At 65.5% G+C, this 25,543-nt stretch carries 24 protein-coding genes; 9 read left to right on the top strand and 15 right to left on the bottom strand.

Features of this window, described 5'->3' with window-relative positions; translation table 11 throughout:
* Nucleotides 1-14: 14 nt before the first annotated feature.
* Nucleotides 15-1,238, bottom strand: a complete 1,224-nt coding sequence (locus tag ACE103_RS32680; protein WP_223976765.1) for a GAF domain-containing sensor histidine kinase — start codon at nt 1,236-1,238, stop codon at nt 15-17.
* 264 nt (nt 1,239-1,502) lie between these two features.
* Here ACE103_RS32680 and ACE103_RS32685 point away from each other — a divergent pair, with 264 nt between their 5' ends.
* The gene (locus ACE103_RS32685) at nt 1,503-1,904 is read left to right on the top strand and encodes a PaaI family thioesterase (RefSeq protein ID WP_375776400.1); all 402 of its coding nucleotides are present in this window, start codon (nt 1,503-1,505) and stop codon (nt 1,902-1,904) included.
* A 2-nt stretch (nt 1,905-1,906) separates the two neighbouring features.
* Nucleotides 1,907-2,896, top strand: a complete 990-nt coding sequence (locus ACE103_RS32690; RefSeq protein WP_375776401.1) for an alpha/beta hydrolase family protein — start codon at nt 1,907-1,909, stop codon at nt 2,894-2,896.
* A 6-nt stretch (nt 2,897-2,902) separates the two neighbouring features.
* Here ACE103_RS32690 and ACE103_RS32695 read toward each other — a convergent pair whose 3' ends face one another.
* The 4 genes from ACE103_RS32695 to ACE103_RS32710 form a co-directional block, all read right to left on the bottom strand.
* Nucleotides 2,903-4,195 (bottom strand): NAD(P)/FAD-dependent oxidoreductase, encoded by a 1,293-nt coding sequence (locus ACE103_RS32695; protein WP_375776402.1) that lies wholly within the window; start codon nt 4,193-4,195, stop codon nt 2,903-2,905.
* A gap of 14 nt (nt 4,196-4,209) precedes the next feature.
* Nucleotides 4,210-4,941 (bottom strand): amino acid ABC transporter ATP-binding protein, encoded by a 732-nt coding sequence (locus ACE103_RS32700; RefSeq protein ID WP_097676801.1) that lies wholly within the window; start codon nt 4,939-4,941, stop codon nt 4,210-4,212.
* A complete protein-coding gene (locus ACE103_RS32705) occupies nt 4,938-5,591 on the bottom strand; it encodes an amino acid ABC transporter permease (RefSeq protein ID WP_375776403.1) in 654 nt (217 codons plus the stop codon). Before ACE103_RS32705 ends, ACE103_RS32700 begins: the two co-directional genes overlap by 4 nt.
* Nucleotides 5,592-5,757: 166 nt before the next feature.
* Nucleotides 5,758-6,525: an ABC transporter substrate-binding protein gene (locus ACE103_RS32710; protein ID WP_375776404.1), complete on the bottom strand. Its 768-nt coding sequence runs from the start codon at nt 6,523-6,525 to the stop codon at nt 5,758-5,760.
* Nucleotides 6,526-6,687: 162 nt separating this feature from the next.
* Between ACE103_RS32710 and ACE103_RS32715 the strand changes: the two genes are divergently transcribed.
* Entirely contained in the window at nt 6,688-7,353 is a 666-nt protein-coding gene (locus ACE103_RS32715; RefSeq protein WP_375776405.1) for a cupin domain-containing protein, read from the top strand.
* A 173-nt stretch (nt 7,354-7,526) separates the two neighbouring features.
* Here the strand turns inward: ACE103_RS32715 and ACE103_RS32720 are convergent, their stop codons facing one another.
* From ACE103_RS32720 to ACE103_RS32730, 3 genes are read right to left on the bottom strand one after another with little or no spacing between them, the layout of a single operon-like run.
* Nucleotides 7,527-9,794: a xanthine dehydrogenase family protein molybdopterin-binding subunit gene (locus ACE103_RS32720; protein ID WP_375776406.1), complete on the bottom strand. Its 2,268-nt coding sequence runs from the start codon at nt 9,792-9,794 to the stop codon at nt 7,527-7,529.
* 3 nt (nt 9,795-9,797) lie between these two features.
* Entirely contained in the window at nt 9,798-10,844 is a 1,047-nt protein-coding gene (locus tag ACE103_RS32725) for an FAD binding domain-containing protein (RefSeq protein WP_375776407.1), read from the bottom strand.
* Nucleotides 10,841-11,338 (bottom strand): (2Fe-2S)-binding protein, encoded by a 498-nt coding sequence (locus tag ACE103_RS32730; RefSeq protein WP_092116377.1) that lies wholly within the window; start codon nt 11,336-11,338, stop codon nt 10,841-10,843. The genes ACE103_RS32725 and ACE103_RS32730 overlap by 4 nt, the downstream gene beginning before the upstream one ends.
* Nucleotides 11,339-11,492: 154 nt before the next feature.
* On the opposite strand from ACE103_RS32730, the gene ACE103_RS32735 reads away from it, so the two are divergent.
* Nucleotides 11,493-12,143, top strand: coding sequence for a TetR/AcrR family transcriptional regulator (locus ACE103_RS32735; RefSeq protein WP_375776408.1), 651 nt, complete (start codon nt 11,493-11,495; stop codon nt 12,141-12,143).
* Nucleotides 12,144-12,295: 152 nt separating this feature from the next.
* Here the strand turns inward: ACE103_RS32735 and ACE103_RS32740 are convergent, their stop codons facing one another.
* Complete coding sequence (locus ACE103_RS32740; protein ID WP_223976738.1) at nt 12,296-12,481, bottom strand: hypothetical protein; 186 nt, start codon at nt 12,479-12,481, stop codon at nt 12,296-12,298.
* 57 nt (nt 12,482-12,538) lie between these two features.
* Entirely contained in the window at nt 12,539-12,895 is a 357-nt protein-coding gene (locus tag ACE103_RS32745; RefSeq protein WP_375776409.1) for a hypothetical protein, read from the bottom strand.
* A gap of 563 nt (nt 12,896-13,458) precedes the next feature.
* Between ACE103_RS32745 and ACE103_RS32750 the strand changes: the two genes are divergently transcribed.
* Entirely contained in the window at nt 13,459-16,590 is a 3,132-nt protein-coding gene (locus tag ACE103_RS32750; protein ID WP_375776410.1) for a multidrug efflux RND transporter permease subunit, read from the top strand.
* A gap of 23 nt (nt 16,591-16,613) precedes the next feature.
* Here the strand turns inward: ACE103_RS32750 and ACE103_RS32755 are convergent, their stop codons facing one another.
* Nucleotides 16,614-17,879 carry a D-amino acid dehydrogenase gene (locus ACE103_RS32755; protein ID WP_375776411.1) on the bottom strand — a complete coding sequence of 422 codons (1,266 nt, stop codon included), beginning with the start codon at nt 17,877-17,879 and terminating at the stop codon, nt 16,614-16,616.
* Between the two features lie 106 nt (nt 17,880-17,985).
* Entirely contained in the window at nt 17,986-19,326 is a 1,341-nt protein-coding gene (locus ACE103_RS32760; RefSeq protein WP_223976731.1) for an aspartate aminotransferase family protein, read from the bottom strand.
* 136 nt (nt 19,327-19,462) lie between these two features.
* Here ACE103_RS32760 and ACE103_RS32765 point away from each other — a divergent pair, with 136 nt between their 5' ends.
* Complete coding sequence (locus tag ACE103_RS32765; RefSeq protein ID WP_018273259.1) at nt 19,463-20,011, top strand: cupin domain-containing protein; 549 nt, start codon at nt 19,463-19,465, stop codon at nt 20,009-20,011.
* 67 nt (nt 20,012-20,078) lie between these two features.
* Entirely contained in the window at nt 20,079-21,605 is a 1,527-nt protein-coding gene (locus tag ACE103_RS32770) for a lysozyme inhibitor LprI family protein (protein ID WP_375776412.1), read from the top strand.
* 257 nt (nt 21,606-21,862) lie between these two features.
* Here ACE103_RS32770 and ACE103_RS32775 read toward each other — a convergent pair whose 3' ends face one another.
* The gene (locus tag ACE103_RS32775) at nt 21,863-22,615 is read right to left on the bottom strand and encodes a helix-turn-helix domain-containing protein (RefSeq protein WP_375776413.1); all 753 of its coding nucleotides are present in this window, start codon (nt 22,613-22,615) and stop codon (nt 21,863-21,865) included.
* 141 nt (nt 22,616-22,756) lie between these two features.
* Here ACE103_RS32775 and ACE103_RS32780 point away from each other — a divergent pair, with 141 nt between their 5' ends.
* Nucleotides 22,757-23,191 (top strand): hypothetical protein, encoded by a 435-nt coding sequence (locus ACE103_RS32780; protein ID WP_375776414.1) that lies wholly within the window; start codon nt 22,757-22,759, stop codon nt 23,189-23,191.
* Between the two features lie 147 nt (nt 23,192-23,338).
* Nucleotides 23,339-23,743 (top strand): DUF4864 domain-containing protein, encoded by a 405-nt coding sequence (locus ACE103_RS32785; protein WP_375776415.1) that lies wholly within the window; start codon nt 23,339-23,341, stop codon nt 23,741-23,743.
* Nucleotides 23,744-23,750: 7 nt separating this feature from the next.
* Here ACE103_RS32785 and ACE103_RS32790 read toward each other — a convergent pair whose 3' ends face one another.
* Together ACE103_RS32790 and ACE103_RS32795 are read right to left on the bottom strand one after the other, a co-directional pair.
* Nucleotides 23,751-24,950 (bottom strand): MFS transporter, encoded by a 1,200-nt coding sequence (locus tag ACE103_RS32790; protein WP_375776416.1) that lies wholly within the window; start codon nt 24,948-24,950, stop codon nt 23,751-23,753.
* Nucleotides 24,951-25,095: 145 nt separating this feature from the next.
* Complete coding sequence (locus ACE103_RS32795; RefSeq protein WP_223976718.1) at nt 25,096-25,515, bottom strand: hypothetical protein; 420 nt, start codon at nt 25,513-25,515, stop codon at nt 25,096-25,098.
* Between the last annotated feature and the right edge of the window lie 28 nt (nt 25,516-25,543).

Consider the following 25,543-nt stretch of genomic DNA (forward strand, 5'->3'; position numbering starts at 1 on the left):
TGGGCACAGTCCGATCAGCAGCGCGGTATTCGAAACGTGAACCGTGTCTCGGCAGCGGAGGACGTCACCTCGAGCTTGCCGTTGTGGGCGCGCGCAATTTCCGCGGCGATGTAGAGACCCAAACCCAGGCCTTCGTAGGTCGACTGGTGCGCAACGCGAAAGAAGGGCTGGAACAACCTCTCGATCACCGCCGGAGAGATCGGCGCCCCGCCATTGGCGACCGACAATTCAAAACCCTCGTTGTCGGTCGCCGCAGACACCCTGACGGACGAATTGCCATCGCCGTGCTTCAGGGCATTGCCGACCAAATTGGACAGCAATTGCGCGATCCGGGCCGGATCCGAATTGATGCCGCGATTGATGGCGAAATCGGTCTGGATCACGCGATCGGGCCACGCCGCGCGCAGTTCATTCACGACCTGCTCGAGCGCCGGCAGCAATTGCGCGTCGGCGCTGCGCTTCAGTTTGAAGCCGCCACCCAGACGGGCGCGCGCAAAGTCCAGGACATCGTCGATCAGGGTCGCCATGCGCTTCACGCTGTTCTGAAGCAACCCGACATAGGTCATCGACTTTTCGTTGAGCGGCTCCTTCAGCAACAACCTCATGCCCGCGTCGATCGAGGCGAGCGGATTGCGCAGATCGTGCGCGAGCACCGCGATAAACTGCTCGCGGAGCTCGTCCGCTTGCTGGTGGCCTAGCAGCGCCGCCTCGCTGGTCGCGACCCGCTCCTGCGCCTGCAGATGAAACGCGATCAGCGACGCGAACAATTTGAACATGTTGACGACTTCCGGCGTGTTCACCTTCGCCGGGTGCGGATCGATCGCGCAGAGCGTCCCGAAAAACGTGCCGTCGGCGAGCACGATCGGAATCGAGATGTAGCTTTGAAATCCGTACATCGCCGGCGTGTGGTGGTCGCGAAACGCCGGATCATCGGCAACGTGGTCGATGACGACGCCGTGTCCGCTCGCCCGGATTTCGTCGCAGATCGTGGTCTCGACCTTCAGCTCGCCACCGGGCTTCAGTCCGAACGCGATGTTGTCCCGAACTGCGCAGGCAATCCAGCGGCTTTCCGTGACCCTCGCCACCGCGGCAAAGCCCATGCCTGTGCTGCGGCACACGACGTCGAGGATGGTCGGAACTGCATCGATCCGGCTAATCGCCAGGATGTCAGCCTTCAGGTCAGCGGGGAGCTCTGTCGTCGCGGCGGCCGACGAGCCTTCCAAGTCCGTGGCAATCAAATCGGGAATTCGGATTTACCTCACACAAAACACCGCGAGCAAAAAAGCCCGATCATGGGTCACGCACGATGCGGATCGTCAATGATCTCAGGATGGCCCGAAACTTCGACCGCTGTCCACATCAAAGATGGTTCCGCGATTTCCCAAGCTCGGATCGCTCGGACGCGGCAAATAAATCAGCGATTGACGCTTTTGCGATGGCGCGCCGAAGGACATTGCAGGACGCAAACGGGCTGATACATTTCGACGCAACAACGGACAATGGTGACCGGCTTGAGCGATGCAAACGCAGACGTGCCGCCCGGCGCCCAGCTCCTTGGACGCGAGTGGCTGGGATTCGACGGCGAAATCGCCTCGATCCGCTTCGCGGCGCAGCCGCTGTTCACCAACCGGCACGGAACGATCCAGGGCGGCTTCCTCGCGGCGATGCTGGATTCGGCCACGGGCCTCGGCGCCCTCGCTGCGCTCCCGTCAACCAAGACCGTGGTGACCAGAACCCTTACCACGCGGTTTCTCAAGCCGGCGCGCGTCGGGCCGATCACGGCCAAGGCCAAGGTCGTCTCGCAGACCGACCGCGACATGATCGTCGAGGCCGATCTGATCGACGCCGACAATGTGACGGTTGCCAGCGCCACGGCCGAATTGCGGATTCTGGACAAGCGATAGCCATGCGTCGTGCTCCCCTCGTGTTGTCCGTGTTGTTGTTGCTTGCTGCCTCTGCGGCGCACGCGGCTGGACTGCGGCACTTCGACGTTCCCGCCGGTCCCGACGGGCCTGCGATCAGAGGGGTGGCCTGGCACCCCTGCGCCGAGCCCCCGCACGAGATCGATGCGCGCGGCGGCCGAACATTCTTCGGCGTCAACGATTGCCCGATCGTGGGAGACAAGCTGCCGCTGATCGTGATCTCGCATGGCCGGCGTGGCTGGCTCGGCGGCCACCATGACACGGCCGCAGCGCTGGCGGATGCCGGTTTTATCGTCGTGACGATCAATCATCCGACCGATACCGAGCGCGACACCAGCGGCACCGACAGCCTTGCGGTCACGGTCGAGCGGCCCGCCGACATCAAGCGCACGATCGACTATGCACTCGGTGCCTGGCCTGATGCTGGTCACATCGACGCCGGACGCATCGGTCTCTACGGCTTCTCCTGGGGCGGTTATACGGGCCTCGCGGCGATCGGCGGCGAGCCCGATCTCCGCAAGGGCTTGCCGAGTTGCCAGACGTCGAGCTTGCGGGCCTGCAAGGAACTCGAAGGCGGAGAAAAGCCGAGCGGACCGGTCGTCCACGATCCGCGGATCAAGGCCGCGATCATCGTCGATCCCTTTCCCGTGCTGTTCTTTGCGGCCGAGAACCTGAAGACGGTGACGATCCCGATTCAATTGTGGAGCTCGGACCCCGCGCAGAATGGCGACGGTCTCTCCGGGTGCTGTGCGGCTGCGATCGACGACAGGCTTCCGTCCAAACCGGACTTTCACCTGGTGAAGGATGCCAAGCACTTCTCCTTCCTCGCGACCTGCACGCCGGAGGAGACAGCGAAGATGGCCGCCATCTGCACCGACGCGCCGGGCTTCGACCGCGTCGCCTTTCATCAGCGCTTCCACGCCGCGGCCATCGCGTTCTTCAGAACGCACCTTGGCGAGGCCGGGACGCCGTAGCGGCCGCTACACCCCGAGCTTGTCCCGTACCCGCCCGGACAGCACCGCCGTGGTGACGCCGACGCGCCAGAAGGCGTGCATCGGGATCGGCTTGATGCCCGTCACGGGCATGTCGATCTCCGCTTTGGGACCTCCGATCAGGCGGCGGGCGAGTTGTGCGCCCATCGCGGTCGAGAGCGCGACGCCGCGGCCGTTGCAGCCGAGCGAGATCAGCAGATTCTCCGCGGGCGCATGGACATGCGGATAGTGATCGGCGGTGATGGCAAGCCGGCTGTTCCAGCCATGGGTCCAGTTGACGCCTTTGAGCTGCGGCCACAGCCGCTCGGCGTAGCGGATCAGATAGGCGACATCGGTCGGCTTGCTGATCCACCGCATCGGGCCACGGCCGCCCATCAGCAGCCGGTTGTGCTGGTCGATGCGATAATAGACCGTGATATGGCCGCTTTCGTAGAGCACCGGACGGCCCGGCATGATCGAACGCGCGACCTCCTCGGACAGCGGCGCGGTCGCCGCGATCGACGAGAACACCGGCACGATGGTGCGGCGGAGCGCGGGCCACAGATCATCGGTAAAGCCATTGGTCGCGAGCAGCACCTTGTCGGCATGCACGACCGCGCGCGGGGTCTCGATCCGCCAGCTTCCGCCGTCACGGCGCAACGACAGCGCCGGCGTCTCGCCATGGACGGCGACGCCGGCCCCGATCGCGGCGCGCCCCAGGCCGCGCGCGTAACTCAGCGGATGCAGGTCGCCGCCGCGCGCATCCAGCATCGCGCAGAGGTAACGGTCGCTGCCGGTCATCTCGCGCATCTCGGCGGCGTTGAGCAGTTTCACCGGCATGCCGCGCCGGATGCACTGCTTGGCTGTGGTCTCGATCGCCGCCGCGCTGGCCTCATTGTAGGCTGCGCGCAGCGTGCCGTTCTGCCGTGCCTCGCAGGGAATCTGGTAGCGGCGGATCAGGTCGTGCGTGAAATTGGTGGTGCCATAGGAGAATTCGATCATGCGGCGGCCGAGGTCGGCGCCGAAATCCGCTTCGATCTGATCCGGGTCGTGCTTCAGGCCAGGATTGGTCTGCCCGCCATTGTTGCCGGAGGCGCCCCAGCCCGGCTCCTGCGCCTCCAGCACGGTCGCGAGCACGCCTTGCTCGGCGAGATGCAACGCGGTGGAAAGGCCGGTAAAACCGCCGCCGATGATCGCGACCGGCACGCTCCTGTCTGACGTCAGCGGCGGCGTCGGCGTCGCCTCCACCGCAGTGTCGGCGTAGAGACTCGGTGGCAGCGGAAGGCGGGTGGGCGCGTTCATTGGGCGGGACCGGATCAAAGCGGATGCAGCACGCGGCGCAGGAAATCCTGGGTGCGCGGGTGCTGCGGTTGGTTGAGGACGGATTTGGCGGCGCCCTGCTCGACGATGACGCCGCCGTCGATGAACAGCACGCGGTCGGCGACGTCGCGGGCAAAGCCCATCTCATGGGTGACGACGACCATGGTCATGCCGTCGTCGGCGAGCTTGCGCATCACCGAGAGCACCTCGCCGACCAGTTCGGGATCGAGCGCCGAGGTCGGCTCATCGAACAGGATCGCCTTCGGCTGCATCGCCAGCGCCCGCGCAATCGCGACGCGCTGCTGCTGACCGCCAGAGAGCTTTGGCGGATGCACCTCGGCCTTGTCGGCGAGCCCGACCTGCGCGAGCAGCGCTCGGCCACGGGCGATCGCCGCCTCGCGCGGCTCCTTCTTCACATAGAGCGGCCCCTCGATGACGTTCTCGAGCGCGGTGCGATGCGGAAACAGGTTGAAGCGCTGGAACACCATCGAGACCTGGGTGCGGATCGCCACGATCGAGCGATTGCCCTGATCGACGCGCGCACCCTCGACGCTGATCTCGCCGCGATCGTAGCTCTCGAGCCCGTTGATGCAGCGCAGGATAGTCGACTTGCCGGAGCCCGACGGGCCGATGATGCAGACCACCTCGCTCTTGGCGACTGACGCGGTGATGCCCTTCAGCACCTCGACCTTGCCAAAACTCTTGTGGACGTCGTTCAGCTCGATCATTTGCGGTTCGCCTTGTTCTCGAAGTGCCGAACCAGCAGGATGAGCGGAATGCTCATGGTGAGATACATCAGCGCCACCAGCGTGAATACGCTGGTGTTCTTGAAGGTCGAGGAGGCGATCAGCTTGCCTTGCAATGCGAGCTCGGCCACCGTGATGGTGGAAGCCTGCGAAGAATCCTTCAGCATCATGATCATGATGTTCCCGTAGGGCGGCAGGATGATCCTGACCGCCTGCGGCAGCACCACGCGGCGCATGGTGAGCCACCAGCCCATCTCGATGGTCTGCGCCGCCTCGATCTGCCCCTTGTCGATCGCCTCGATGCCGGCGCGGAAGTTTTCCGCCTGATAGGCCGAATAGGCGATGCCGAGCCCGATGATCGCGGCCTGCAGCGCCGACAGCGCGATGCCGAAATCAGGCATCACGAAATAGATGTAGAACAGCAGCACGATGATCGGGATGCCCCGGATCACATTGATCACCGCGGCGCTGAGGCCTGTGAGGATGCGAATTCCGGACACCCGCATCAAGGCCCACACCAGCCCGAGCACGGTCGACAGCAACAGCGAGCCGACGGTGACGACGATGGTCAGCCAGACACCCTGCAACAGGATCGGCACGAACTCGACGGCGTCATGGAAGAATTTTTGCATCGGCTAGTCGTATCCAGTCCCGTCACATGCTCGAATACGCCCCGTCACCCTGAGGAGCGCGTAGCGCGTCTCGAAGGGTCGACGGCCACCAGCCGGGCCGTGCATCCTTCGAGACGCGGCGAAGACGCCGCTCCTCAGGATGACGGATCACCTCGGGACGCACGCGTCACGACGCGCTGGCCTTCTGGCCCCATTTCTCCAGGATCTTCGCGATCGTGCCGTTGGCCTTGAGCTTCGCCAGCGAGGCGTTGATCTTCGTCAAAAGCTCCGTGTCGCTCTTGCGGATGCCGATCGCGACCGTGCCGACGGTGACGGGCTTGTAGCCATCGACCAGACGCACATCGCCGAAATTGCCCTGCTGCAGATTGTAGGCGAGGATCGGATAGTCGGCGAAGCCGGCCTTGAGGCGGCCGGCATTCACGTCGCGCAGGATGTCGGGAATGGTGTCGTAGACCTTGACCTCGCTGAACAGCCCGGTCTTCTTCAGCGCGTCGACGAACGCGGTGCCGACCTGGGCGCCGACCACGGTGCCCTTCAGATCCTCCTGCGAGGAGTAAGCCTTGGTGTCGGCCTTCGGCACCACGAGGCCCTCGCCATAGGTGTAGACCGGCTCGGAGAAGTCGATCACCTCCTTGCGCGCGGCAGTGGCGAACATCGCGGCGGCAATGATGTCAATCTTGTTCGCGGTCAGCGAGGGGATCAGCGCGGAGAACTGCATCGGCTCGATCTGCACGGAGAAGCCGGCGTCCTTGCCGATCTCGGTGGCGAGGTCGACCATGATGCCCTGGATCGAATTGGTCTTGGTGTCGAGGAAGGTGAAGGGGATGCCGGTAGGCGTCGAGCCGACCTTGAGCACCTGCTGCGCCCCTGACGGTGCGCTCACGGCAAGGGCAAGCGCCGCCACCGCGGCCTGAACGAGACGCTGAAAGGACATCGCACACCTCCCAAACTGGCGTCGGCGCCACCTCGCCCGCTGTGTCAGCGCTTTTGGTTGCGGGCGACGCCGTTCCGGCCTATTTTCACCAATATGAAATTGTGGTCACGAAACCGCGGTTAATGCAAGCAGTTTTCATGCACATGAAGGAAGCGGACTGACGTGAGCGGCGGCAAGAGAATGCGCAAAGGCGCGGCAGGGCGGCCCGTGACGCCACGCCGCGCGGCCAAAAAGCCCGTGAAGAAGCCAGCCGAGCCGGCGATGGATCTCGCGGTCGGACGCCGCATCCGCGACCTGCGCCGCACCAAGCAGATGTCGCTGGAGGTGGTCGCTGCGCGCACCGACCTGTCGATCGGCTTCATCAGCCAGATCGAGCGCGGCCTGTCGTCGCCCTCGCTGCGCGTGCTGGCGACGCTGGCCGACGTGCTCGGCGTCGGCATCGCCGCGCTGTTCGGCGCCACGCCCGAGGACGACAGCGCCGGCGGCGTCGTGACCCGCGAGGTGCAGCGCGCCGAGCTGAAACTGTGGCGCACCGGGATTTCAAAGCAGCTGCTGAGCCCGGCCGGCAGCGAGAGCCGGCTCAACCTGTTCCTGGTGCATCTCGATCCCGGCGGCAACACCGGCGACGAGTTCTACACCCATGACGGCGAAGAGGCCGGCCTCGTGCTGTCAGGCGAGATGATTCTAACGGTCGACACCGAGACCTGGACGCTGAAGCAGGGCGACAGCTTCCGCTTCGCCAGCCGGCGTCCACATCGATTCTCCAACCCGGCGCGTGATGCCAACGCCGTGGTGCTGTGGGTGAATTGCGTGACGGCGGCGGGGTAAAGTCTCGCTCTCTCCGTTCGTCGTCCCGGCGAAGGCCGGGACCCATAACCACGAATGCGAGTTGTTGCGCGACGCTGCGGCCCCAGCCTTCTCAAATAACAACCCTGTGGTTATGGGTCCCGGCCTTCGCCGGGACGACACCTGTTATTACGGAGCCCTCACGTCAAGACGCATCACTTCAACCCCATCACGATCTCCTCGATCTTGATCGGGAAACTCCGCACGCGGATGCCGGTGGCGTGGAAGACGGCGTTGGCGACTGCGCCGGCGCTGCCGGTGATGCCGATCTCGCCGACGCCCTTGATGCCGAGCGCATTCACATGCGGATCGTGCTCGTCGACCGTGATCACCTCCATCGGCGGCACGTCGGCATTAACAGGCACATGATATTCGGCGAGATTCGCATTCAGGATGCGGCCCGAACGATGGTCCATCACCGCCTCCTCGTGCAGCGCGAAGGAGAGGCCCCAGATCATGCCGCCGTAGAGCTGGCTCTGCACCATCAACGGATTGACGATGCGGCCGGCGGCGAATGCGCCGACCAGCCGCGTGGCGCGGATCTGGCCGAGCTCCGGATCGACCTTGACCTCGGCAAACACGGCGCCATGCGCGTGCATCGCATATTGCGACTGCGCCGCCGCATCAGCTGCGCCCGTACCGGTGGCGTCGACCTCGGCGAGGCCGGCGCGCGCCAGGATGTCGGCATAGCCTTCCCTGCGCGAATCGTCGTCGCGGCGATGCAGCCGCCCGGCCCGCGCCACCACGCCGGCATTGCCGGCGCCGAACAGCGGCGAGCGCTCGTCCGAGGTCGCGAGCTCGGCGAGCTTTGCGATCACGGCTGCGCCTGCGTTGTGGATGGCGGCGCCGACGGTTGCGGTATGTCCCGAACCGCCGGCGATGCCGGCATCGGGCAGATCGGAGCTGCCGGAGCGGAACGTCAGCTGGTCGAAATCGAGACCGAGCGAGTCGGCCGAGATCTGCGCCAGCGCAGTCCAGGCGCCCTGCCCCATGTCGTGCGCGCCGGTCTCCATCACACCCTTGCCATCGGCACGGATCACCGCGCGCGCGTTGCCCTGGAACATGATGGCCGGGAAGGTCGCGGTGCCCACGCCCCAGCCGACCAGAAAGCCGTTATCGTCGCGCATCTGCTTGGGCTGCAACGGACGCCCCGCCCAGCCGAAACGTTCGGCGGCCTTTGTGTAGCACTGGCGCAGCGCCTTGGAGGAGAACGGTTTGCCGGTGGTCGGTTCGACCTCGGCGTAGTTCTTCAACCGGAACTCCAGCGGATCGATGCCGCAGGCGAACGCCGCCTCGTCGATCGCGCTCTCCAGCACGATCGATCCGGTGGCCTCGCCCGGCGCGCGCATGAACAGCGGCGTGCCGGTGTCGACGCGCACCGCCTCATGCGCGGTGCGGATCGCGGGGCTGGCATAGAGCGTGTGCGAGGCATCGGCGGCGGGCTCGTAGAAGTCGTCGAAGCTCGACGTCGTGACGCGCGCCTCATGATTGATCGCGGTCAGCGCGCCCGCATCGTCGGTGCCGATCCGGATGCGCTGGCGGGTCGGCGGACGATGGCCGACCGGGCCATACATCTGACTGCGGCGCAGCACGAGCTTGACCGGACGCCCGATCAGCTTGGCGGCCATGATGCCGAGCACCTGCGGCCCGGAGATCAGCCCCTTGGAGCCGAAGCCGCCGCCGAGGAACGGACTGTTGATGTGGATATTCGCCGGCGGAATGCCGAACAGCCCGGCGATCCGCATCTGCGCGAACCCCATGCCCTGGCTCGGCGTGTCGATGAACAGGCGGTCGCCGTCCCACACCGCGACGATCGCATGCGGCTCCATCGCGTTGTGATATTGCGCCGGCGTCTCGTAGGTCGAATCGGTCAGCTTCGCGGCCGCAGCCATGCCGGCATCGATGTCGCCGTGGCGAACTTCGGCGGGATTGCCGATCCCGACCACGGGCGGCGCATAGGCCTCGCCGGCGTCGAGGCCGACGCGGGCGATCTCGACCTGGTAGCGCGGCGACAGCAGCGCTGCGCCTTCGGTCGCGGCTTCCAGCGTCTCGGCGATCACGACCGCGATCGCCTGGTTGGCGTAGCGCACCTGGTCGCTCTGCAACAGCTCCATACGGAAGGCGAATGGATTGCCCTTGGCGTCGGGGTCTTCGGCCAGTTCAGGCTTGTGCGCCGGCGTCATCACGTCGATGACGCCGGGATGGCGCTTGGCGGCGGCGACATCGAGCGCGGTGACGCGGCCGCGCGCGATGCAGCTCGTCGCGATCACGGCATAGACCATGCCCGGCGGATGATTGTCCGCGGCGTAGCGGGCCTTGCCGGTGACCTTCAGCACGCCGTCGGTGCGGGTCATCGGCTGGCCGATGTTCGAGCCATGCCTGATATGGGCGGGGTCGCGGGTCAGACTGAGTTCAACCGTCATGCGTTACGCTCCTGCAACGGACGAGAAGGGAGAGCCCGGCAGCGCGGGAATGCGGTCCGGCGTGCCTGCGGCGGCAAGGGTGAGCGCGCGCACGACGATGCGTTGCGCGAGCTCGATCTTGAAAGCGTTGTCGCCGGACGGCTTTGCATCGGCGAGCGCAGCGCGCGCCGCCTCGCGATAGGCCGCAGCATCCGGCGCGACACCCGCGAGCACCTGCTCGGCCTCGCGCGCTCGCCACGGCTTGGCCGCAACGCCGCCGAGCGCGAGCCGCGCCGCGCGGATCTTGCCGTCCTCGATGCGCAAGGCCGCCGCCGCCGAGACCACGGCGAAGGCGTAGGACGTACGCTCGCGCACCTTGATGTAGCGGGCATGGCGAGCAAAACCTTGCGCCTCGGCCGGCAGCCGCAGCGCGACGATCAGATCGCCGCGCTCCAGCGCAGTCTCGCGCTCCGGCGTCTCACCGGGTAGTCGATGCAGCGCCTCGAGCGGCAGCTCGCGCCGGCCGCCCTTGCCCTCGATCTCGACGACGGCATCGAACGCGACCAGCGGCACGCAGAAGTCCGACGGATGGGTGGCGATGCAGCCCTCGCTCCAGCCCAGCACCGCATGCAGGCGGTTCTCGCCCTTCAGCGCGTCGCAGCCGGCGCCCGGCCAGCGCCGGTTGCAGGCGCTGCCGGCGTCGTAGAAATAGGCACAGCGCGTCCGCTGCATCAGATTGCCGCCGACCGTCGCCGCATTGCGCAGTTGCGCCGACGCACCCGACAGCAGCGCCTCGGCGACCGCCGGATAGTTGCGCGCGAACGCGGCGTCATGCGCGAGGTCGGCGTTGCGCACCAGCGCGCCGATCCGCAGGCCACCGTCGGCAAGATGCTCGATGCGATCGAGCCCAGGTAGCCGCGTGACGTCGACGAGACGGCTCGGCCGGCTGACGCCGCCCTTCATCAGGTCGAGCAGATTGGTGCCGGAGGCGAGATAGCTTGCGCCCTTTTCGGAAGCCGCCGCGATCGCATCCGCGACGCTGGCCGGCCTGACATAATCAAAATTCATCATGCGGAGCGCCTCTGCTTGCTGGCGGTCATGTTGGATTGTGCCTCGAGCACGGCTTCGGTGATTCCCTGATAGGCGCCGCAGCGACAGAGATTGCCGCTCATGCATTCGCGCACGCGCTCGGGGTCGTCGCCGGCCTGCCCTTCCTGGATCAGGCCAATGCCGCTCATGATCTGCCCCGGGGTGCAGAAGCCGCACTGGAAACCGTCATGGGCGATGAAGGCGGCCTGCACCGGATGCAACTCGCCGCCGCGCCCGACGCCTTCGATGGTGGTAATCTCGGCGCCGTCATGGCTGACGGCGAGCGCAAGGCAAGAATTGATGCGACGGCCGTCGACCAGGATGGTGCACGCACCGCACTGGCCGCGGTCGCATCCCTTCTTGGTTCCGGTGAGGTCGAGCCGCTCACGCAACAGGTCGAGCAGGGTGACGCGGGGGTCGTCGAGGGCAATGTCCCGGCGGACACCGTTGATGGTGAGGCTGATGGGGAGATTCATGCAAGGCGCTCCGATCCGTGTATGGTCGGGTGGAATCGAGGCAACGCGAACCCGTGGCCGCCGATGCATGATCGGCGCGCCTTGTCAGGCCCGGTGCTGGTCGCCATATACGGAGGCATCCTCCGTTTACAAGGGAGGGTAAAAAGAAAAAGGAATGGCCGGTTCATCACCAGAAATTGTCCGCAAGCCACGCGCCGATGCCGTGCGCAATCGCGAGCGCGTGCTGGAAGCGGCCAAGGCCGTGTTCTCGGCCGGCGGCAGCGAGGCGAGTCTGGAGGCCGTCGCGCGCCATGCCGGCGTCGGCATCGGCACGCTGTATCGCCACTTCCCGACCCGCGAGGCGCTGTATGAGGCGGTCTATCGCCGCGAGGTCGAGCAGCTCGGCGATCTTGCCGAGCAATTGCAATGCGCGCCCGAGCCGGTCGAGGCGCTGCGGCGCTGGCTGCGCGCCAATGTAGAATTCGTCGCGACCAAGAAGGGCATGGTCGCCGCACTCGCGCTGGTCGCGCACGGCTCGACCGAGCTGCACGCCTATTCGTTCGACCGCCTCACCAAGGCGATCGGCACCCTGCTCGCGCGCGCCGTCGCCGCCGGCGCCATCCGCGACGACATCAGCGCCGAGGACGTGCTGCGCGCGCTGATCGGCATGTGCTACATGCACGACCAGCCGGGCTGGCAGACCACGGCACTGCGGCTCCTGGATGTGTTCGTGGATGGCTTGCGGGTGCAGCCGGCCGACAACATGACGGAATCGCGTAAGCCAAAACCGGGGCCAAAGAAAGCCAGCTCCAAGCCGTCACGCTAGCCGGCGGTGTAAAGTAGCCCGCATGAGCCAACGGGTCGCGCGAATGCGCGCCCGATGACAGGCTCCGCGACATGCGGGACCAACTGCCCCGGATATCGCGGTGCTGATCCAGGCTACGCCATCGAGGCCGATCGCCGACCGCCGCAGTGAAATCAGGGACGTCCGGTGCGTGGGCTCAGCCACCGCATGATGATCATGTGCGGTGTTCGCCGGCTGCGCGGCAGGCCGTGGCGCTGCAGCGCAGCCTTGGCAAAGGCTGCTGCCTGCTCGCTGGAAGACCGTTTCTCGCGCGCCAGCAACATCCATTCGCGAATGACGGCGCGCCGGACCTTGGACATGGGAATTTCCTTTCAGGACGAACGACGTTTCGCCGTTGCGCACAATAAGCAGCGCTGTCAGGCCGCCAGCCGCAACGGATGAGCCTGCGATCGGCGAGCCGACAGCGCACAACCGCATTCGTGCACGATGCCCTGCTCGACGACGAAACCGCGCCGCTCCAGCGACGCCCGCAGGCTCTGGTTGGCCGAGGCCTTCTGCGCATCGACCCAGACCACCAGCACCGCGCGGGCATCAAGGAAGGTCGTCAACCAGTCCAGCGACGGTTCGAGTGCGAGAAGCGTGCGCCGCCGCCAATCGACCAGCGCGGCGTCATACTGACCGGCCGGGCGACCGCAATTGCCCGATGACGCCGCGCGCGAAAAGCCGCGCCGGTGCAATTCGAACATCAATTCCGTGCTCTTCGCGCCGACCACGACGATGCGCTGCTGGGTCGAACAACCGGCCAGCGCAATCATCGTTTCAATAATTCTGTCACCGGCGGAAACCTGAAGCGAAGACATGACATCACCTGTACCCGTTTGCTCTCGCGCGTCCGGCCGAGCCTCAGCGGCCTGCCGTCCGCGGGAACGTTTGCATGGGGCTCAATATCTTCAGGACTGGATATGAATTCGAGAGCGCTGCGGGATCCGCGGCATATGAGCGGCATAAGCCCCCGCCATTCTGCCGGTGGGGACACCGGGCTTCTCGCTGGTCGAGCCCATGCCACAAATATATCGTAATCAGATACACTTGGCGCGGAGGACACGTCTTGGGCGCACGAATTCCGGCCATTGAACGAAGGTCGAATGGGCGATCCGGTGTTTCCATTCGCGCGCCGTCCCCGGGAATGAGTATGCTGGCAAAAAACAGGCAGACGCGAACTCCGCGATCTGCCGATTGGCCATGGCGAGGAAACGCGCGTTCGCGCTCGAACTTTTCGAGCACGAGTCCCGGCATTCGGGAAAAGATGCGCCTGCCGTTCATTTGGATTGTAGAAATGAACGAGAGCATCTCATCTCCGTTTATCCGCTACCCTATTGGCACCTCGCTGCTGATGGCCGGCATTCTGTTCGTCGGCATGGTCGCCTATCCATTGCTGCCGGTCGCGCCACTGCCGCAGGTCGACTTTCCGACCATCCAGATCTCGGCAAGCCTGCCCGGGGCCAGCCCCGAAACCATGGCATCCTCGGTGGCGCAGCCGCTGGAGCGGCAATTCGCGCAGATTCCCGGCATCGCGCAGATGACCTCGACGAGTTCGCTCGGGTCGACGGCGGTCACCATCCAGTTCGATCTGAACCGCAACATCGACGGCGCCGCCAACGACATCCAGGCCGCGATCAACGCCGCCGGCGGCCAGCTGCCCAAGAACCTGCCGTCGCCGCCGACCTATCGCAAGGTCAACCCGGCCGACTCGCCGATCCTGCTGCTGTCGGCGACCTCCGACACCTTGCCGCTGATCAGGGTGAGCGATGCGGTCGACGCCCAGCTCGGGCAGCAGATCAGCCAGATTTCCGGCGTCGCCCAGGTCTTCATCGGCGGACAGCAGAAGCCCGCGATCCGTGTGCAGATCGATCCCGCTAAGCTGGTCGCCAAGGGGCTCTCGCTGGAAGACATCCGCAGCCAGATCGCCATCACGACGGTCGACAGCCCGAAAGGCAACATCGACGGCGCCAGCCGCGCCTACACGATCTACGCCAACGATCAGCTCCCGGATGCCAACGACTGGAATGACGTCATCGTCGCCTACCGCAACGGCGGTCCGTTGCGGATTCGCGACATCGGCCGGGCCGTCGCCGGGCCGGAAGACATGAAGCAGGCAGCCTGGGCAGACGGCAAGCGCGGCGTCTTCCTCGTCATCTTCAAGCAACCCGGCGCCAATGTCATCGGCACGGTCGACAGGATCAAGGCGCAACTTCCGAGACTGATTGCCGCGATTCCGCCCGCCATCAAGATCAAGATCATCAGCGACCGGACATTGACCATCCGCGCCGCCGTCGAGGACGTGCAGATCACCCTGCTGATCACCATCGTTCTGGTCGTCATGGTGATCTTTGTCTTCCTGCGCAGCTTCTGGGCCACGGTGATTCCCGCCGTCACCGTGCCGCTCGCGCTGCTCGGCGCCTGCGCGCTGATGTGGGTGTTCGGCTACACGCTCGACAATCTTTCGCTGATGGCGCTGACGATTGCGGTCGGCTTCGTGGTCGACGACGCCATCGTCATGCTGGAGAACATCACGCGCTACGTCGAGCAGGGCGAGCGGCCGCTTGCCGCGGCCCTCCGGGGCGCCGGCGAGATCGGGTTCACGATCCTGTCGATCAGCATTTCGCTGGTCGCGGTGCTGATCCCGCTGCTGCTGATGGGGGGCGTCATCGGCCGGCTGTTCCGCGAGTTTGCGGTGACGCTCGCGATGGCGATCTTCGTCTCGCTGGTGGTGTCGCTGACGCTGACGCCGATGATGGCGTCGCGCTTCCTGCGCGCGCATGGCGAAACCAGGCACGGCCGGCTCTACCAATGGAGCGAGGCGGCATTCGACCGGATGCTGCATGGCTATGAGCGCGGCCTCGATCTGGCGCTCGGCTGGAGCCGGACCACGCTGTGCATCTTCTTCGCGACGCTGGCGCTTTCGGTCTATCTGTTCGTGATCATTCCGAAGGGATTCTTTCCGCAACAGGACAACGGCTTCCTGAACGCCGTGTCGGAGATGGCCCAGGACATCTCGTTTGCCGACATGAAGCAGCATCAGGAGGAGCTCAGCCGGATCGTTCGCGCCGATCCGGCGGTCGACAGCATGGCCGAGTTCATTGGCGGCGGCGGTACCGCGCTGAATTCCGGCCGCATGTACATCACGCTGAAGCCGCACGAGGAGCGCAACGCGGATGCACAGCAGATCATTGCGCGGCTGCGGCCGAAGCTCGAGGCGGTCGAGGGAGCACGGCTCTACATGCAAGCTTCGCAGGACGTCCGGCTCGGCGGCCGCGCCACGCGCACGCAGTTCGAATACACGCTGCAGGATGCGAATCTCGCTGAGCTGAACCAATGGGCGCCGAAGATCCTGGCCAGCATGAAGACCCTGCCCCAACTGCGCGACGTCGCCACCGACCAGCAGACCGAGGGAACGACGGTGACGATGACCATCGATCGCGACACCGCGTCGCGCTACGGCATCCAGCCGCAGCTGATCGACGACACGCTGTACGACGCGTTCGGCCAGCGCCAGGTGACCCAATACTTCACCCAGCTCAACAGCTATCACGTCATCCTGGAGATCCTCCCCGAACTGCAGGGCAAGCTCGACACGCTCAACAAGCTCTACATCAGGTCACCGACGACGGGCGACGAAGTGCCGCTCTCGGTGTTCTGCAAGTGGACGACGGTTCCGGTGCGCCCGCTCGCGATCGCGCACCAGGGGCAGTTTCCCGCAACCACGATCAGCTTCAACCTCGCGCAAGGGGTCGCGCTCGGCCAGGCCACCGATGCGATCCAGGACGCCGTCGCGAATCTGGGGGCGCCGGCCACGCTCAGCTCGAGCTTCCAGGGCACCGCGCAGGCCTTCCAGCAGTCACTGAGCTCGGTGCCGCTGCTGATCCTGGCCGCACTGGTCGTGGTCTATCTGATCCTCGGCATGCTCTATGAAAGCTACATCCATCCGCTCACGATCCTCTCCACGCTGCCGTCGGCCGGTGTCGGCGCGCTGGCGATCCTGATGGCGTTCGGGTTCGACTTCAGCCTGATCGCGCTGATCGGCATCATCCTCCTGATCGGGATCGTGAAGAAGAACGGCATCATGATGGTCGACTTCGCGATCGCCGCCGAACGCGAGGAGCATCTGTCGCCACGTGAATCGATCCGGAAGGCGGCGCTCCTGCGTTTCCGCCCGATCATGATGACGACGATGGCCGCCCTGCTCGGCGGCGTCCCGCTGATGCTGGGCACCGGAACGGGATCAGAAATCCGTCAGCCGCTCGGCTATGCGATGGTCGGCGGCCTGATCGTGAGCCAGGCGCTGACGCTGTTCACAACGCCGGTCGTGTACCTCTATCTCGACAGATTCTCGAACGCGCTTTCGAACTGGACGGCGACGAAGCGGGACGACGATGCCGAACCGCCGTTGAAGAACGCCGCCGAATAGCCTTTCGCGTGCGACGACGAGACCTACCCGAAGCGGTGATCGTAGCGATTGATCGACAGCTCCTTGGTATCGATCTCGGGCTTCTTGCCGGAGAGCATGTCGGCCAGCACCCGACCCGAGCCGCAGGCCATGGTCCAGCCGAGTGTGCCGTGGCCGGTGTTGAGGTGCAGGTTGGCAAACCGCGTCGCGCCGATCACCGGCGGGCCGTCGGGCGTCATCGGGCGCAGGCCGCACCAGAAGGTGGCCTTGGGAAGATCGCCGCCGCGCGGGAACAGATCCGTCAGCGAATGGTCCAGCGTCGCGCGGCGCGCGTCGTAAAGCTTGGTCGAATAGCCCGAGATCTCGGCGGTGCCGCCGACCCGGATGCGATCGCCGAGCCGGGTGATCGCGACCTTGTAGCTCTCGTCCATCACGGTCGATTCCGGTGCGCCGGACGCATCCTTGATCGGCACCGTGATGGAATACCCCTTCACGGGATAGACCGGCAGCGAGATGCCGAGCGGCCGCACCAGATGCGGCGAATAGCTGCCGAGCGCCAGCACATAGGCATCGGCGGTCATCAGGCCGGCGCTGGTCGCAACGCCGGTGATGCGGGTAGCATCCGCGTTCAGGCCGTCGATGCCGACATTGAAGTTGAAGCGCACGCCGATCTTCTCGGCTTCCAGCGCCAGCGCCTGCGTAAACATGTGGCAGTCGCCGGTCTCGTCATGCGGCAACCGCAGCCCGCCGGCGAATTTCTGCTTCACGCCGGCCAGCGCGGGCTCGGCCTTGATGCAGCCGTCACGGTCGAGCACCTCGAACGGCACGCCGTATTGCTTCAGCACCGCGATGTCGTCGCCGGTGTGATCGAGCTGGGCCTGCTCGCGAAACAGCTGCAGTGTGCCCTGCGCACGTTCGTCGTAGCGGATGCCGATCTCGCTGCGCAGCGCCTGCAGGCAGTCGCGGCTGTATTCCGCGATCGGGATCATCCGGCTCTTGTTCACCGCGTAGCGCGACGTGGTGCAGTTACGCAGCATCTTCAGCAGCCACAGCCACATCACGGGATCGAGCTTCGGGCGGATCACCAGCGGGCCGTGCTTCATCAGCAGCCACTTCACCGCTTTCACCGGCACGCCGGGTCCGGCCCAGGGCGACGAATAGCCCGGCGACACCTCGCCGGCATTGGCAAAGGAGGTTTCAAGCGCAGGCTTCGGCTGGCGGTCGATCACCGTCACCTCGTGGCCGGCACGCGCGAGATAATAGGCCGAGGTGACGCCGATCACGCCACTGCCGAGAACAAGGACCTTCACTTTTCCTCACATCCTGCAGCGAAAACGCAATCGCCGCTGCGAAACCACTCTGCTTCGCAACGGCGACAGCAATTTGTAGAGCTAGCTAAAGTTCAGCGAGCAATTATCAGGCCACGCGCTTGATGGCGTCGCCGAGGATCGAGACGATGTCGTCGATATGCGACTTCTCGACGATCAAAGGCGGCGACAGCGCGAGCGAATCGCCGCTCATGCGGAAGTAGAGGCCGCGATTGAAGCAATCGACCATGACGTCGTAACCGCGCGCACCGACGGCACCATCGCGCGGCGCGAGCTCGACCGCGCCCATCAAGCCCTGATTGCGGATGTCGACGACGTTCGGCAGGCCCTTGAGCGAGTGCAGGCCATCGCGCCAGTAATCGGAGAGCGAGGCGCCGCGAGTCAGGAGACCCTCGTCCTTGTAGATGTCGAGCGTGGCAAGACCCGCCGCGCAGGCCACCGGATGCGCCGAATAGGTGTAGCCGTGGAACAGCTCCATGGCGTTGTCCGGGCCGACCATCAGCCCGTCATGGACCTGGCGGCTGGCGAACACCGCACCGCACGGCACGGTGCCGTTGGTGATGCCCTTGGCGGTCGTCATCATGTCCGGCGTGACGCCGTAGAAGTTGGCGGCGAACGGCGTGCCGAGACGGCCGAAGCCGGTGATGACCTCGTCGAAGATCAGCAGGATGCCGTGCTTGGTGCAGAGCTCGCGCAGGCGCTGCAGATAGCCCTTCGGCGCCGGCAGCACCGCGGTCGAACCGGGCACCGGCTCGACGATCACGGCCGCGATGGTGTCCGCGCCATGCAGCGCGACCATCCGCTCCACATCGTCGGCGAGCTCGGCGCCATGGTCCGGCTGGTCCTTGGCGAAGGCGTTGCGGGCGAGATCATGAGTATGACGGATGTGGTCGACGCCCGGCAGATGGGTCGCGAACTGGCGGCGGTTGGCGACCATGCCGCCGACCGACAGACCGCCGAAGCCGACGCCGTGATAGCCACGCTCGCGGCCGATCAGGCGGGTGCGGGTCCCCTGCCCGTTGGCGCGATGATAGGCCAGCGCGATCTTCAGCGCGGTATCGACCGATTCAGAGCCCGAATTGGTGAAGAAGATCCGATCCAGCCCCTTCGGGGCGATCTCGGCGAGGCGCTCGGCGAAATCGAACGCCAGCGGGTGGCCCATGTTGAACGAAGGCGCGAAGTCCAGCGTGGACAGCTGGCGCTCGACGGCAGCCGCGATCTGCGGGCGGCCATGGCCGGCGTTGACGCACCAGAGACCGGCGGAGCCGTCGATCACCTGCCGGCCGTCGACCGAGGTGTAGTACATGCCCTTGGCGGAGGAGAACAGCCGCGGCGCTTTCTTGAACTGCCGGTTGGCCGTGAAGGGCATCCAGAACGAATCTGTCTTGATGGTGTTCGGAATCTGATGAACGGTCACGGCGCACTCCATGGGCTGGGGATGCGTAGTCGGACCACTCTTCAGGGCACTCAACAAGTCCTTTTCTGTCGCAGCGCAAGCCATTGATCTTGCTGAGGCGGTCTGCCAAGATTTGTTCGATCCGCAACACCTGCAACAGGGATCTGTCATGAGCGTCGACATCGGCGGTCGGCTTCGATTCATCCGCGCGCGGCACAAGCTGTCGCAGCGCGAGCTCGCCAAGCGCTCCGGCGTCACCAATTCGACGATTTCGCTGATCGAATCCAACCAGATGAACCCGTCGGTCGGCGCGCTCAAGCGCATCCTCGACGGCATCCCGATGGGGCTCGCAGAATTCTTCGCGATCGAGCCGGAGCGGCCGCGCAAGGCGTTCTACCGCGCCGACGAGCTGACTGAGATCGGCAAGAAGCCGATCTCCTACCTCCAGATCGGCGACAGCCTGTTCGGACGTGCGTTGCAGATCCTGAAAGAGCGCTACGAGCCCGGCAGCGACACCGGCCGGGTGCCGCTGGTGCATGAAGGCGAGGAAGGCGGCATCGTGGTCTCGGGCCGGCTCGAGGTCACCGTCGACGACGAGCGCCGGGTGCTCAATGCCGGCGACGCCTATTACTTCGAAAGCCGCCGCCCGCACCGCTTCCGCTGCATCGGCGCCAAGCCGTGCGAGGTGATTTCGGCCTGCACGCCGCCGACATTTTGAACCCGCAGCAGGCGGCGGGCGACCCAAGCCGCAAGGGCCGCATGCCGCGGCCTCGCGGGTGACGTCGATGCCTTGCTCCCCACGGCTTGCGGCCGCCGTCGCGGCCATCTCGGTCCTCGCCTCCGGGCCGTCTCTTGCAATGGACGATTTCCTGCGCGCATCGAGCAGCGCGCCGACCGCGATCAGCCTGTGCGGCGATGGCGGCGATAACAGGATCAAGACCGCCGACTGCAGGAAGGCCGGCACCGACAGATTGGTGGCGCAGATCGACAAGGCGTTCGACGCGGCGCTCGGCAAGCTGCCGGCGAACGTCAAACCGCTGTTGAAGCGCGACCAGGCCTGGTTCAACGAAATGATCATCGACGCCGCGGACGTGCTCACCGAAACCGATGAGGACGAGCTGAAGGCTGGTTTTGCCGCAGCCTTGCGCCGCCGCGCGGCTGCGCTTGTCGAGCTGGCATCCGGCCGTCCGGGCATGTCGGGCAACTGGGTCAATGCCTTCGGCAGTATCACGCTGACACCGACTGAGGGCGGCGCCTATCTCCTCGCCGCCGATCTGCGTGGCGACTATGGCGGCGATCGCCGGCGAACCTGCAAGCTGACCGCCGATCTGAAGCCTTCGGGGACTGGCTGGCTCTCCGGCCCGGTGGTGATCGAGGTGGACGCATCCACCGACAAGCCCAAATCCGACGCGGCTGCTACCCGCGCCAAGCCGCCGTCAATAAAGCTCCGCCGCCAGGGCGAGACGTTGCGGATCGTCGGCAGCATCGATGACGAGGAGTTTGGCGGGCTCAACGACTGCTCGTCGATGTGGCAGGTCACCGGCAGCTATTTCGCCGCCGGCAAGGATGCGGCATCCGACAAGGCCGACACCGCGTTCGTCGCGCCGACCTTCGACTGCAGCAGGCCCGAGACCGCGACCGACGAGGAGATCTGCGCCGATCCTGATCTCGCCGCCAACGACCAGCGGCTGAACCGCGCCTGGAAGGCGTTGCAGCCGCGGCTCGACGAAGCGACGCGGCGCGCGCTGATCGACGACCAGCGCAACTGGGTGAAGAGCCAGAGCGAACAATTCCCGGAATTCCTGCATCCGGCCTGGAACAAGCAGAGCTCGCAGGTGCACTTCACCGTCGATGCGCGCGATCACGTCAACGGCTTGCAGCGCGAACGCCTGGCGCTGCTCGAAGGCTTTGACGACAGGCGCAGCGGGCTTGCCGGCGTCTGGCTAGCCTACAACGCTATCATCAAGGTCACCGCCGAGAAAGACGGCACGCTGAAGGCTGTCGGATGGAAGTGGGACCAGGGCGACTGGAAGGCCGGCTGCGACTACGAGATGACGGGCAAGTTGATCGGCGGCGCGTTCCGCTCCGACGAGCAGCGCAAGAATCCGGATACGCTCGAGCGCGACCATGCGATGCTGATCGTCAACCGGCAGGACGATGCCTTCGCCAAAAAGCGCACTGGGAAGGATGGCACCGAAGACAGCGACGACGAGGCGAAATGCAAGCGCCGGCTCGACAACTCCTCGACCGCGCGGCTGTTTCCCGCACGCCCCTCGCCCGACATCGACAAGTTCAAGGGCTCGATCAGATAGAGCGCTCTCAAGCGAAGTGGATGCCCCGTTTCGATTCAAGTCGGAGCGGAAAGGCTCTGGTCACACGACGCTATCACAAATCGCGGGTCTGCCGGTCGCCCCACGCAATAACGGCGGCAATGGTGGCGAACATCGCGGTGACTGCGATCATGACGAGGATGGTGTCGAGAGGCATTGGTCGTCTCCTTATCGTGGAGAGACCTAGCGCGTCTGCGTGCGGATCGCCTTGTGCTGGATCAAAAGCCGACGCCGCAGCGTCAGCTCGCGCCGCTCAGCCGGAGCCGTTCGAGATCGAGCAGCCGCACGCCATCGGGCACGATCAACACCACCTTCTCGCGCGCAAGGCGGGTCAGGGTGCGGCTCACCGTCTCGATGGTGAGACCGAGATAGTCGGCGATGTCCTGCCGGCTCATCGGCAGCGGCACGGTAACGGACACGCTTCCGATCCGGGCGTATCGCGTCTGCATGTTGAGCAGGAATGCGGCGACCTTCTCCTCGGCAGTGCGCCGCCCGAGCAGCAGCATCTGGTCCTGCGCCAGGCTCAGCTCGTGCCCCGCGAACTCATGCAGGCGGCGCAGCAGATGCGGCTTGCCGTCGACATAGGTGAGGAACGCCGATCGCGCGAAACGGCAAACCGCGACCGCGTTGACCGCCTCCGCGGTGACGCCGTAGCGGTCCTGCAGCGCCAGCCCGAGGAAGTCGCCCGGCAGCGCGAAACCCACGATCTGGCGGCGACCATCGGGCAATGATTTGTAGAGCCGCACCACCCCGTCGGTGACGTTGAACACGCTCCCCGCCAGCGCACTCTGCTCGAACAGCGTCGTTCTTGCCGGGACCTGCTTCGCCTGGCTGATCCGGTCGAGCTCCTCGAGCTCGGACGAATCAAGCGCGGCGCAGACGCTGAACAGCCTGACCTTGCAATCCTCGCAGCCGTTCGTGGCATGGCCGTGCCTGCAGTCGCACGGAGTCGCGCCGGCGCACGAATCCAGCAGTGGTTCGGCAATGCTCATGGCTTCGGGGGTCCGCGAGGTTAGAATCTCGACACTATCAACCCCGATTTGATCTGGATCAACGGCCGGCCGCATTGATGCAGATCAATGCTGCGCCGCCGTTTCCCCAGCAGTAGTGCCCATCATCGGGGAAATCCGGCGATGAATGAGCAATTCCAAGCACTTCCGATCGACCATCAGCATGCGATCGCGGCCTATCCGCTGGTGTTCATGCATGATGCCAGTATTACCACGGAGCAATGGCTGCGGTTCGTGCGCCGGCGCTGCCGCGGCAGTTCGCCCGAGACCGGGCTGATCGCGATCCGCGATCGCCGCGGCGTGATCCATGCCCTGTTCAGTTACCGCATCGACAACGACCTGCGCGTCCGCAAGCGGCTCAGCATCAGCGATCTCATCGTTGCGCATCTGCCCGGCTCGCGGATCGACGACGCGGTCTCGAACGTCATCGCCGAGGTATCGGCGCAATACGGCTGCCAGAACGTCACCATCGAGCAGCCATTCGCAGCCCGCTATCCGCGGCGCGCCCGGTGCCCGACTGCCGAGGCGCTGCGGCACCCCAAGCGGCGCGTCAACTGAGATCGCGCGGTTCGATCCGGCTCGGCCGCGCGCGGCCGATTCGTGTGCGGGCCTGGCCGGCGAACGCGCCCTGCTCCGTTGCCGTCACAGCCGCGCGGGAGTAGCCTTGCGGCGGCTGGAAGGTCCGATCGCCGACGGAGCCATCGCATGCGCATCATCCTGCTGTTGGTCGCCATTCTGTTGGGCTCGCTCGCTCCCGCAGCAGCCGATGACGTCACAACGGCGCAAGGCGTGATCCGCGCCCAGGAGCAGGCGTTCGGTCGCGACGACGCCGCGGCGGCCTATTCCTATGCCGCACCCGCGATCCGGCAGATCTTTCCGCAGGCCGATATCTTCATGTCGATGGTGCAGAACCAATACGCGCCGGTCTATCGCCACAGGAGCTTCGAGTTCGGCGCGGCGCAGAGCGCAGGCGATCGGATCGCGCAGCGCGTTCAGATCGTCGACGCCAATGGCGAGGCGTGGGAGGCGCTCTACACGCTGGAGCGACAGGCCGACGGCAGTTTGAAGATCACCGGCTGCTCGTTGCTGAAGGCCGGTCAATCGGTGTGAGCGAGAGTTACGCGATCGCCAGCCGCTGCCGCGACCGCATCATGAGCAGCAGGATGATGCTGACATTGAGCAGGTTCCAGGCCAGGCCATTGGCGAAGGCTGCGGCATAGGAGCCGGTGGCGTCGAAGATCACGCCCGAGATCCAGCCGCCGAACGACATGCCGAACACCGAGGCGAAGATCACGATGCCGATCCGGGTCGCGGCCTCGGCGGCCGGCATCGCCTCGCGCACGATGATGGCGTAGCTCGGCACGATGCCGCCCTGGAACAGGCCGAACATCGCCGAGATGACGTAGAGCGAGGTCAGGCTGTCGAAGAACAGGTAGAACAAGAGCGCCGCGCCCTGCGCGATCGAGCCGATCAGCAGCGTGCGGATGCCGCCGATCCGGTCGGCGAGGAAGCCGGAGCCGATCCGGCTGATGATGCCGAAGCCCAGCATCAGCGACAGCATCTCGGCGCCGCGCGCCACGCCGTAGCCGAGATCGCCGCAATAGGCGACGATGTGAACCTGCGGCATCGACATCGCCACGCAGCAGGAGATCGACGCCAGCGACAGGATCGCGGTCAGCGCATTGGTGGAGAGCCGCATGTCGACCCGCGGCGGCGCCGCATTGAAATGGTTGCGCCGGGTCGCCGCCCCCATCAGCAGACGCAGCACCAGAAGCGCAAGCACCATCGCGATCGCAGTGAAGATGCCGATCGCGATATGGGTGGTGCGCCAGCCGACGCTCTGCATCCCGAAATTGACCAGCGGCGGCCACACCGTGCCGCCGACATAATTGCCGCTGGCGGCGATCGCGACCGCCAGGCCGCGGTAGCGCTCGAACCAGTGCGAGGCCTCCGCCATCAGGGGGCCGAAGGTCGCGGCCGACGACAGGCCGATCGCGAAATGCACCAGGATGAAGGCCCAGATCGACGTCGCGTAGCCGGCGCAGATATAGCCGAGGCCGAGAATACCGATCCCGGCGCCGATTGCCGTGACGATGCCGTAGCGATCGCTGATCTTGCCGGTCACGACCTGCCCGAGGCCGAAGCCGAGCATCACCATGGTGAAGGCAAGCGACGCCGTTCCGCGGGTCGCGCCGAAGTCGGTCTGCACCGCCGGCAACGCCACCACGACCGACCACATGCCGACGCTACCGAGCGAGCCGATCACCACGGCTATCGCAAGGCGCAGCCATGCCCGGCGCGAGTCGGGAATGAACACTGCGGCTTCAGGGGAAAATTCAGAAGAAATTACCACGGCACGCGGAACTTCGTCGGCATTTGCCTCCGGGTCAAGCCACATTGCCGAGAGATTAGGCATGCGTCAGCAAGGGGGACGCACTGCCTTCACCGGCGCGTGAGGCGGCTCAATTGCCGTAGTTCGGATCCTGCGCCTGGAACGGACCGCACTTCGCACCGATGCCGAAGCGCTGATCGAAATCCACGGTGCCGCCGCTGACCGGTATGCGGGTCGGCGGCAAGCCGCGTGTGTACTGGTCGACGGTGACGGACTTCTTGTCCGCACTCATCGTCACATGCACCGGCTCCAGGTCCTTGCCCTTGTTGAGCTCGGTCAGATCGAGCGTGTAGTAGCCGTCCGCAGTCTTGCCCGCGGCCATGCCGCCATGCGGCGCGAAGACGACGGATTGCGGCAGGTAGACCTCCATCAGGACACCGTTACCCTTGCAGGCGATCATGCGGATCATCCAGGCCCGGTCGTCCGGCAGCGTCACGGCGGACGCCGGCACAGACAGCAGCGCGATCGCGGCAGCAAGCCCTGCTGTCATGGTTCGACCTGCCCGGTTCGACATCGAT

Source organism: Bradyrhizobium sp. ma5, from assembly GCF_042258955.1.
Classification (GTDB): domain Bacteria; phylum Pseudomonadota; class Alphaproteobacteria; order Rhizobiales; family Xanthobacteraceae; genus Bradyrhizobium.

Excerpts from the sequence above, each read along its gene's own strand:
- ACE103_RS32730 (WP_092116377.1), bottom strand. The coding sequence starts at position 11,338 with ATGAATCTCCCCATCAGCCTCACCATCAACGGTGTCCGCCGGGACATT.
- ACE103_RS32705 (WP_375776403.1), bottom strand. The coding sequence starts at position 5,591 with ATGCAAAAATTCTTCCATGACGCCGTCGAGTTCGTGCCGATCCTGTTG.
- ACE103_RS32735 (WP_375776408.1), top strand. The coding sequence starts at position 11,493 with ATGGCCGGTTCATCACCAGAAATTGTCCGCAAGCCACGCGCCGATGCC.
- ACE103_RS32725 (WP_375776407.1), bottom strand. The coding sequence starts at position 10,844 with ATGATGAATTTTGATTATGTCAGGCCGGCCAGCGTCGCGGATGCGATC.
- ACE103_RS32760 (WP_223976731.1), bottom strand. The coding sequence starts at position 19,326 with ATGGAGTGCGCCGTGACCGTTCATCAGATTCCGAACACCATCAAGACA.
- ACE103_RS32695 (WP_375776402.1), bottom strand. The coding sequence starts at position 4,195 with ATGAACGCGCCCACCCGCCTTCCGCTGCCACCGAGTCTCTACGCCGAC.
- ACE103_RS32720 (WP_375776406.1), bottom strand. The coding sequence starts at position 9,794 with ATGACGGTTGAACTCAGTCTGACCCGCGACCCCGCCCATATCAGGCAT.
- ACE103_RS32750 (WP_375776410.1), top strand. The coding sequence starts at position 13,459 with ATGAACGAGAGCATCTCATCTCCGTTTATCCGCTACCCTATTGGCACC.
- ACE103_RS32690 (WP_375776401.1), top strand. The coding sequence starts at position 1,907 with ATGCGTCGTGCTCCCCTCGTGTTGTCCGTGTTGTTGTTGCTTGCTGCC.
- ACE103_RS32700 (WP_097676801.1), bottom strand. The coding sequence starts at position 4,941 with ATGATCGAGCTGAACGACGTCCACAAGAGTTTTGGCAAGGTCGAGGTG.
- ACE103_RS32740 (WP_223976738.1), bottom strand. The coding sequence starts at position 12,481 with ATGTCCAAGGTCCGGCGCGCCGTCATTCGCGAATGGATGTTGCTGGCG.
- ACE103_RS32785 (WP_375776415.1), top strand. The coding sequence starts at position 23,339 with ATGCGCATCATCCTGCTGTTGGTCGCCATTCTGTTGGGCTCGCTCGCT.
- ACE103_RS32795 (WP_223976718.1), bottom strand. The coding sequence starts at position 25,515 with ATGACAGCAGGGCTTGCTGCCGCGATCGCGCTGCTGTCTGTGCCGGCG.
- ACE103_RS32765 (WP_018273259.1), top strand. The coding sequence starts at position 19,463 with ATGAGCGTCGACATCGGCGGTCGGCTTCGATTCATCCGCGCGCGGCAC.
- ACE103_RS32770 (WP_375776412.1), top strand. The coding sequence starts at position 20,079 with ATGCCTTGCTCCCCACGGCTTGCGGCCGCCGTCGCGGCCATCTCGGTC.
- ACE103_RS32775 (WP_375776413.1), bottom strand. The coding sequence starts at position 22,615 with ATGAGCATTGCCGAACCACTGCTGGATTCGTGCGCCGGCGCGACTCCG.
- ACE103_RS32780 (WP_375776414.1), top strand. The coding sequence starts at position 22,757 with ATGAATGAGCAATTCCAAGCACTTCCGATCGACCATCAGCATGCGATC.
- ACE103_RS32710 (WP_375776404.1), bottom strand. The coding sequence starts at position 6,525 with ATGTCCTTTCAGCGTCTCGTTCAGGCCGCGGTGGCGGCGCTTGCCCTT.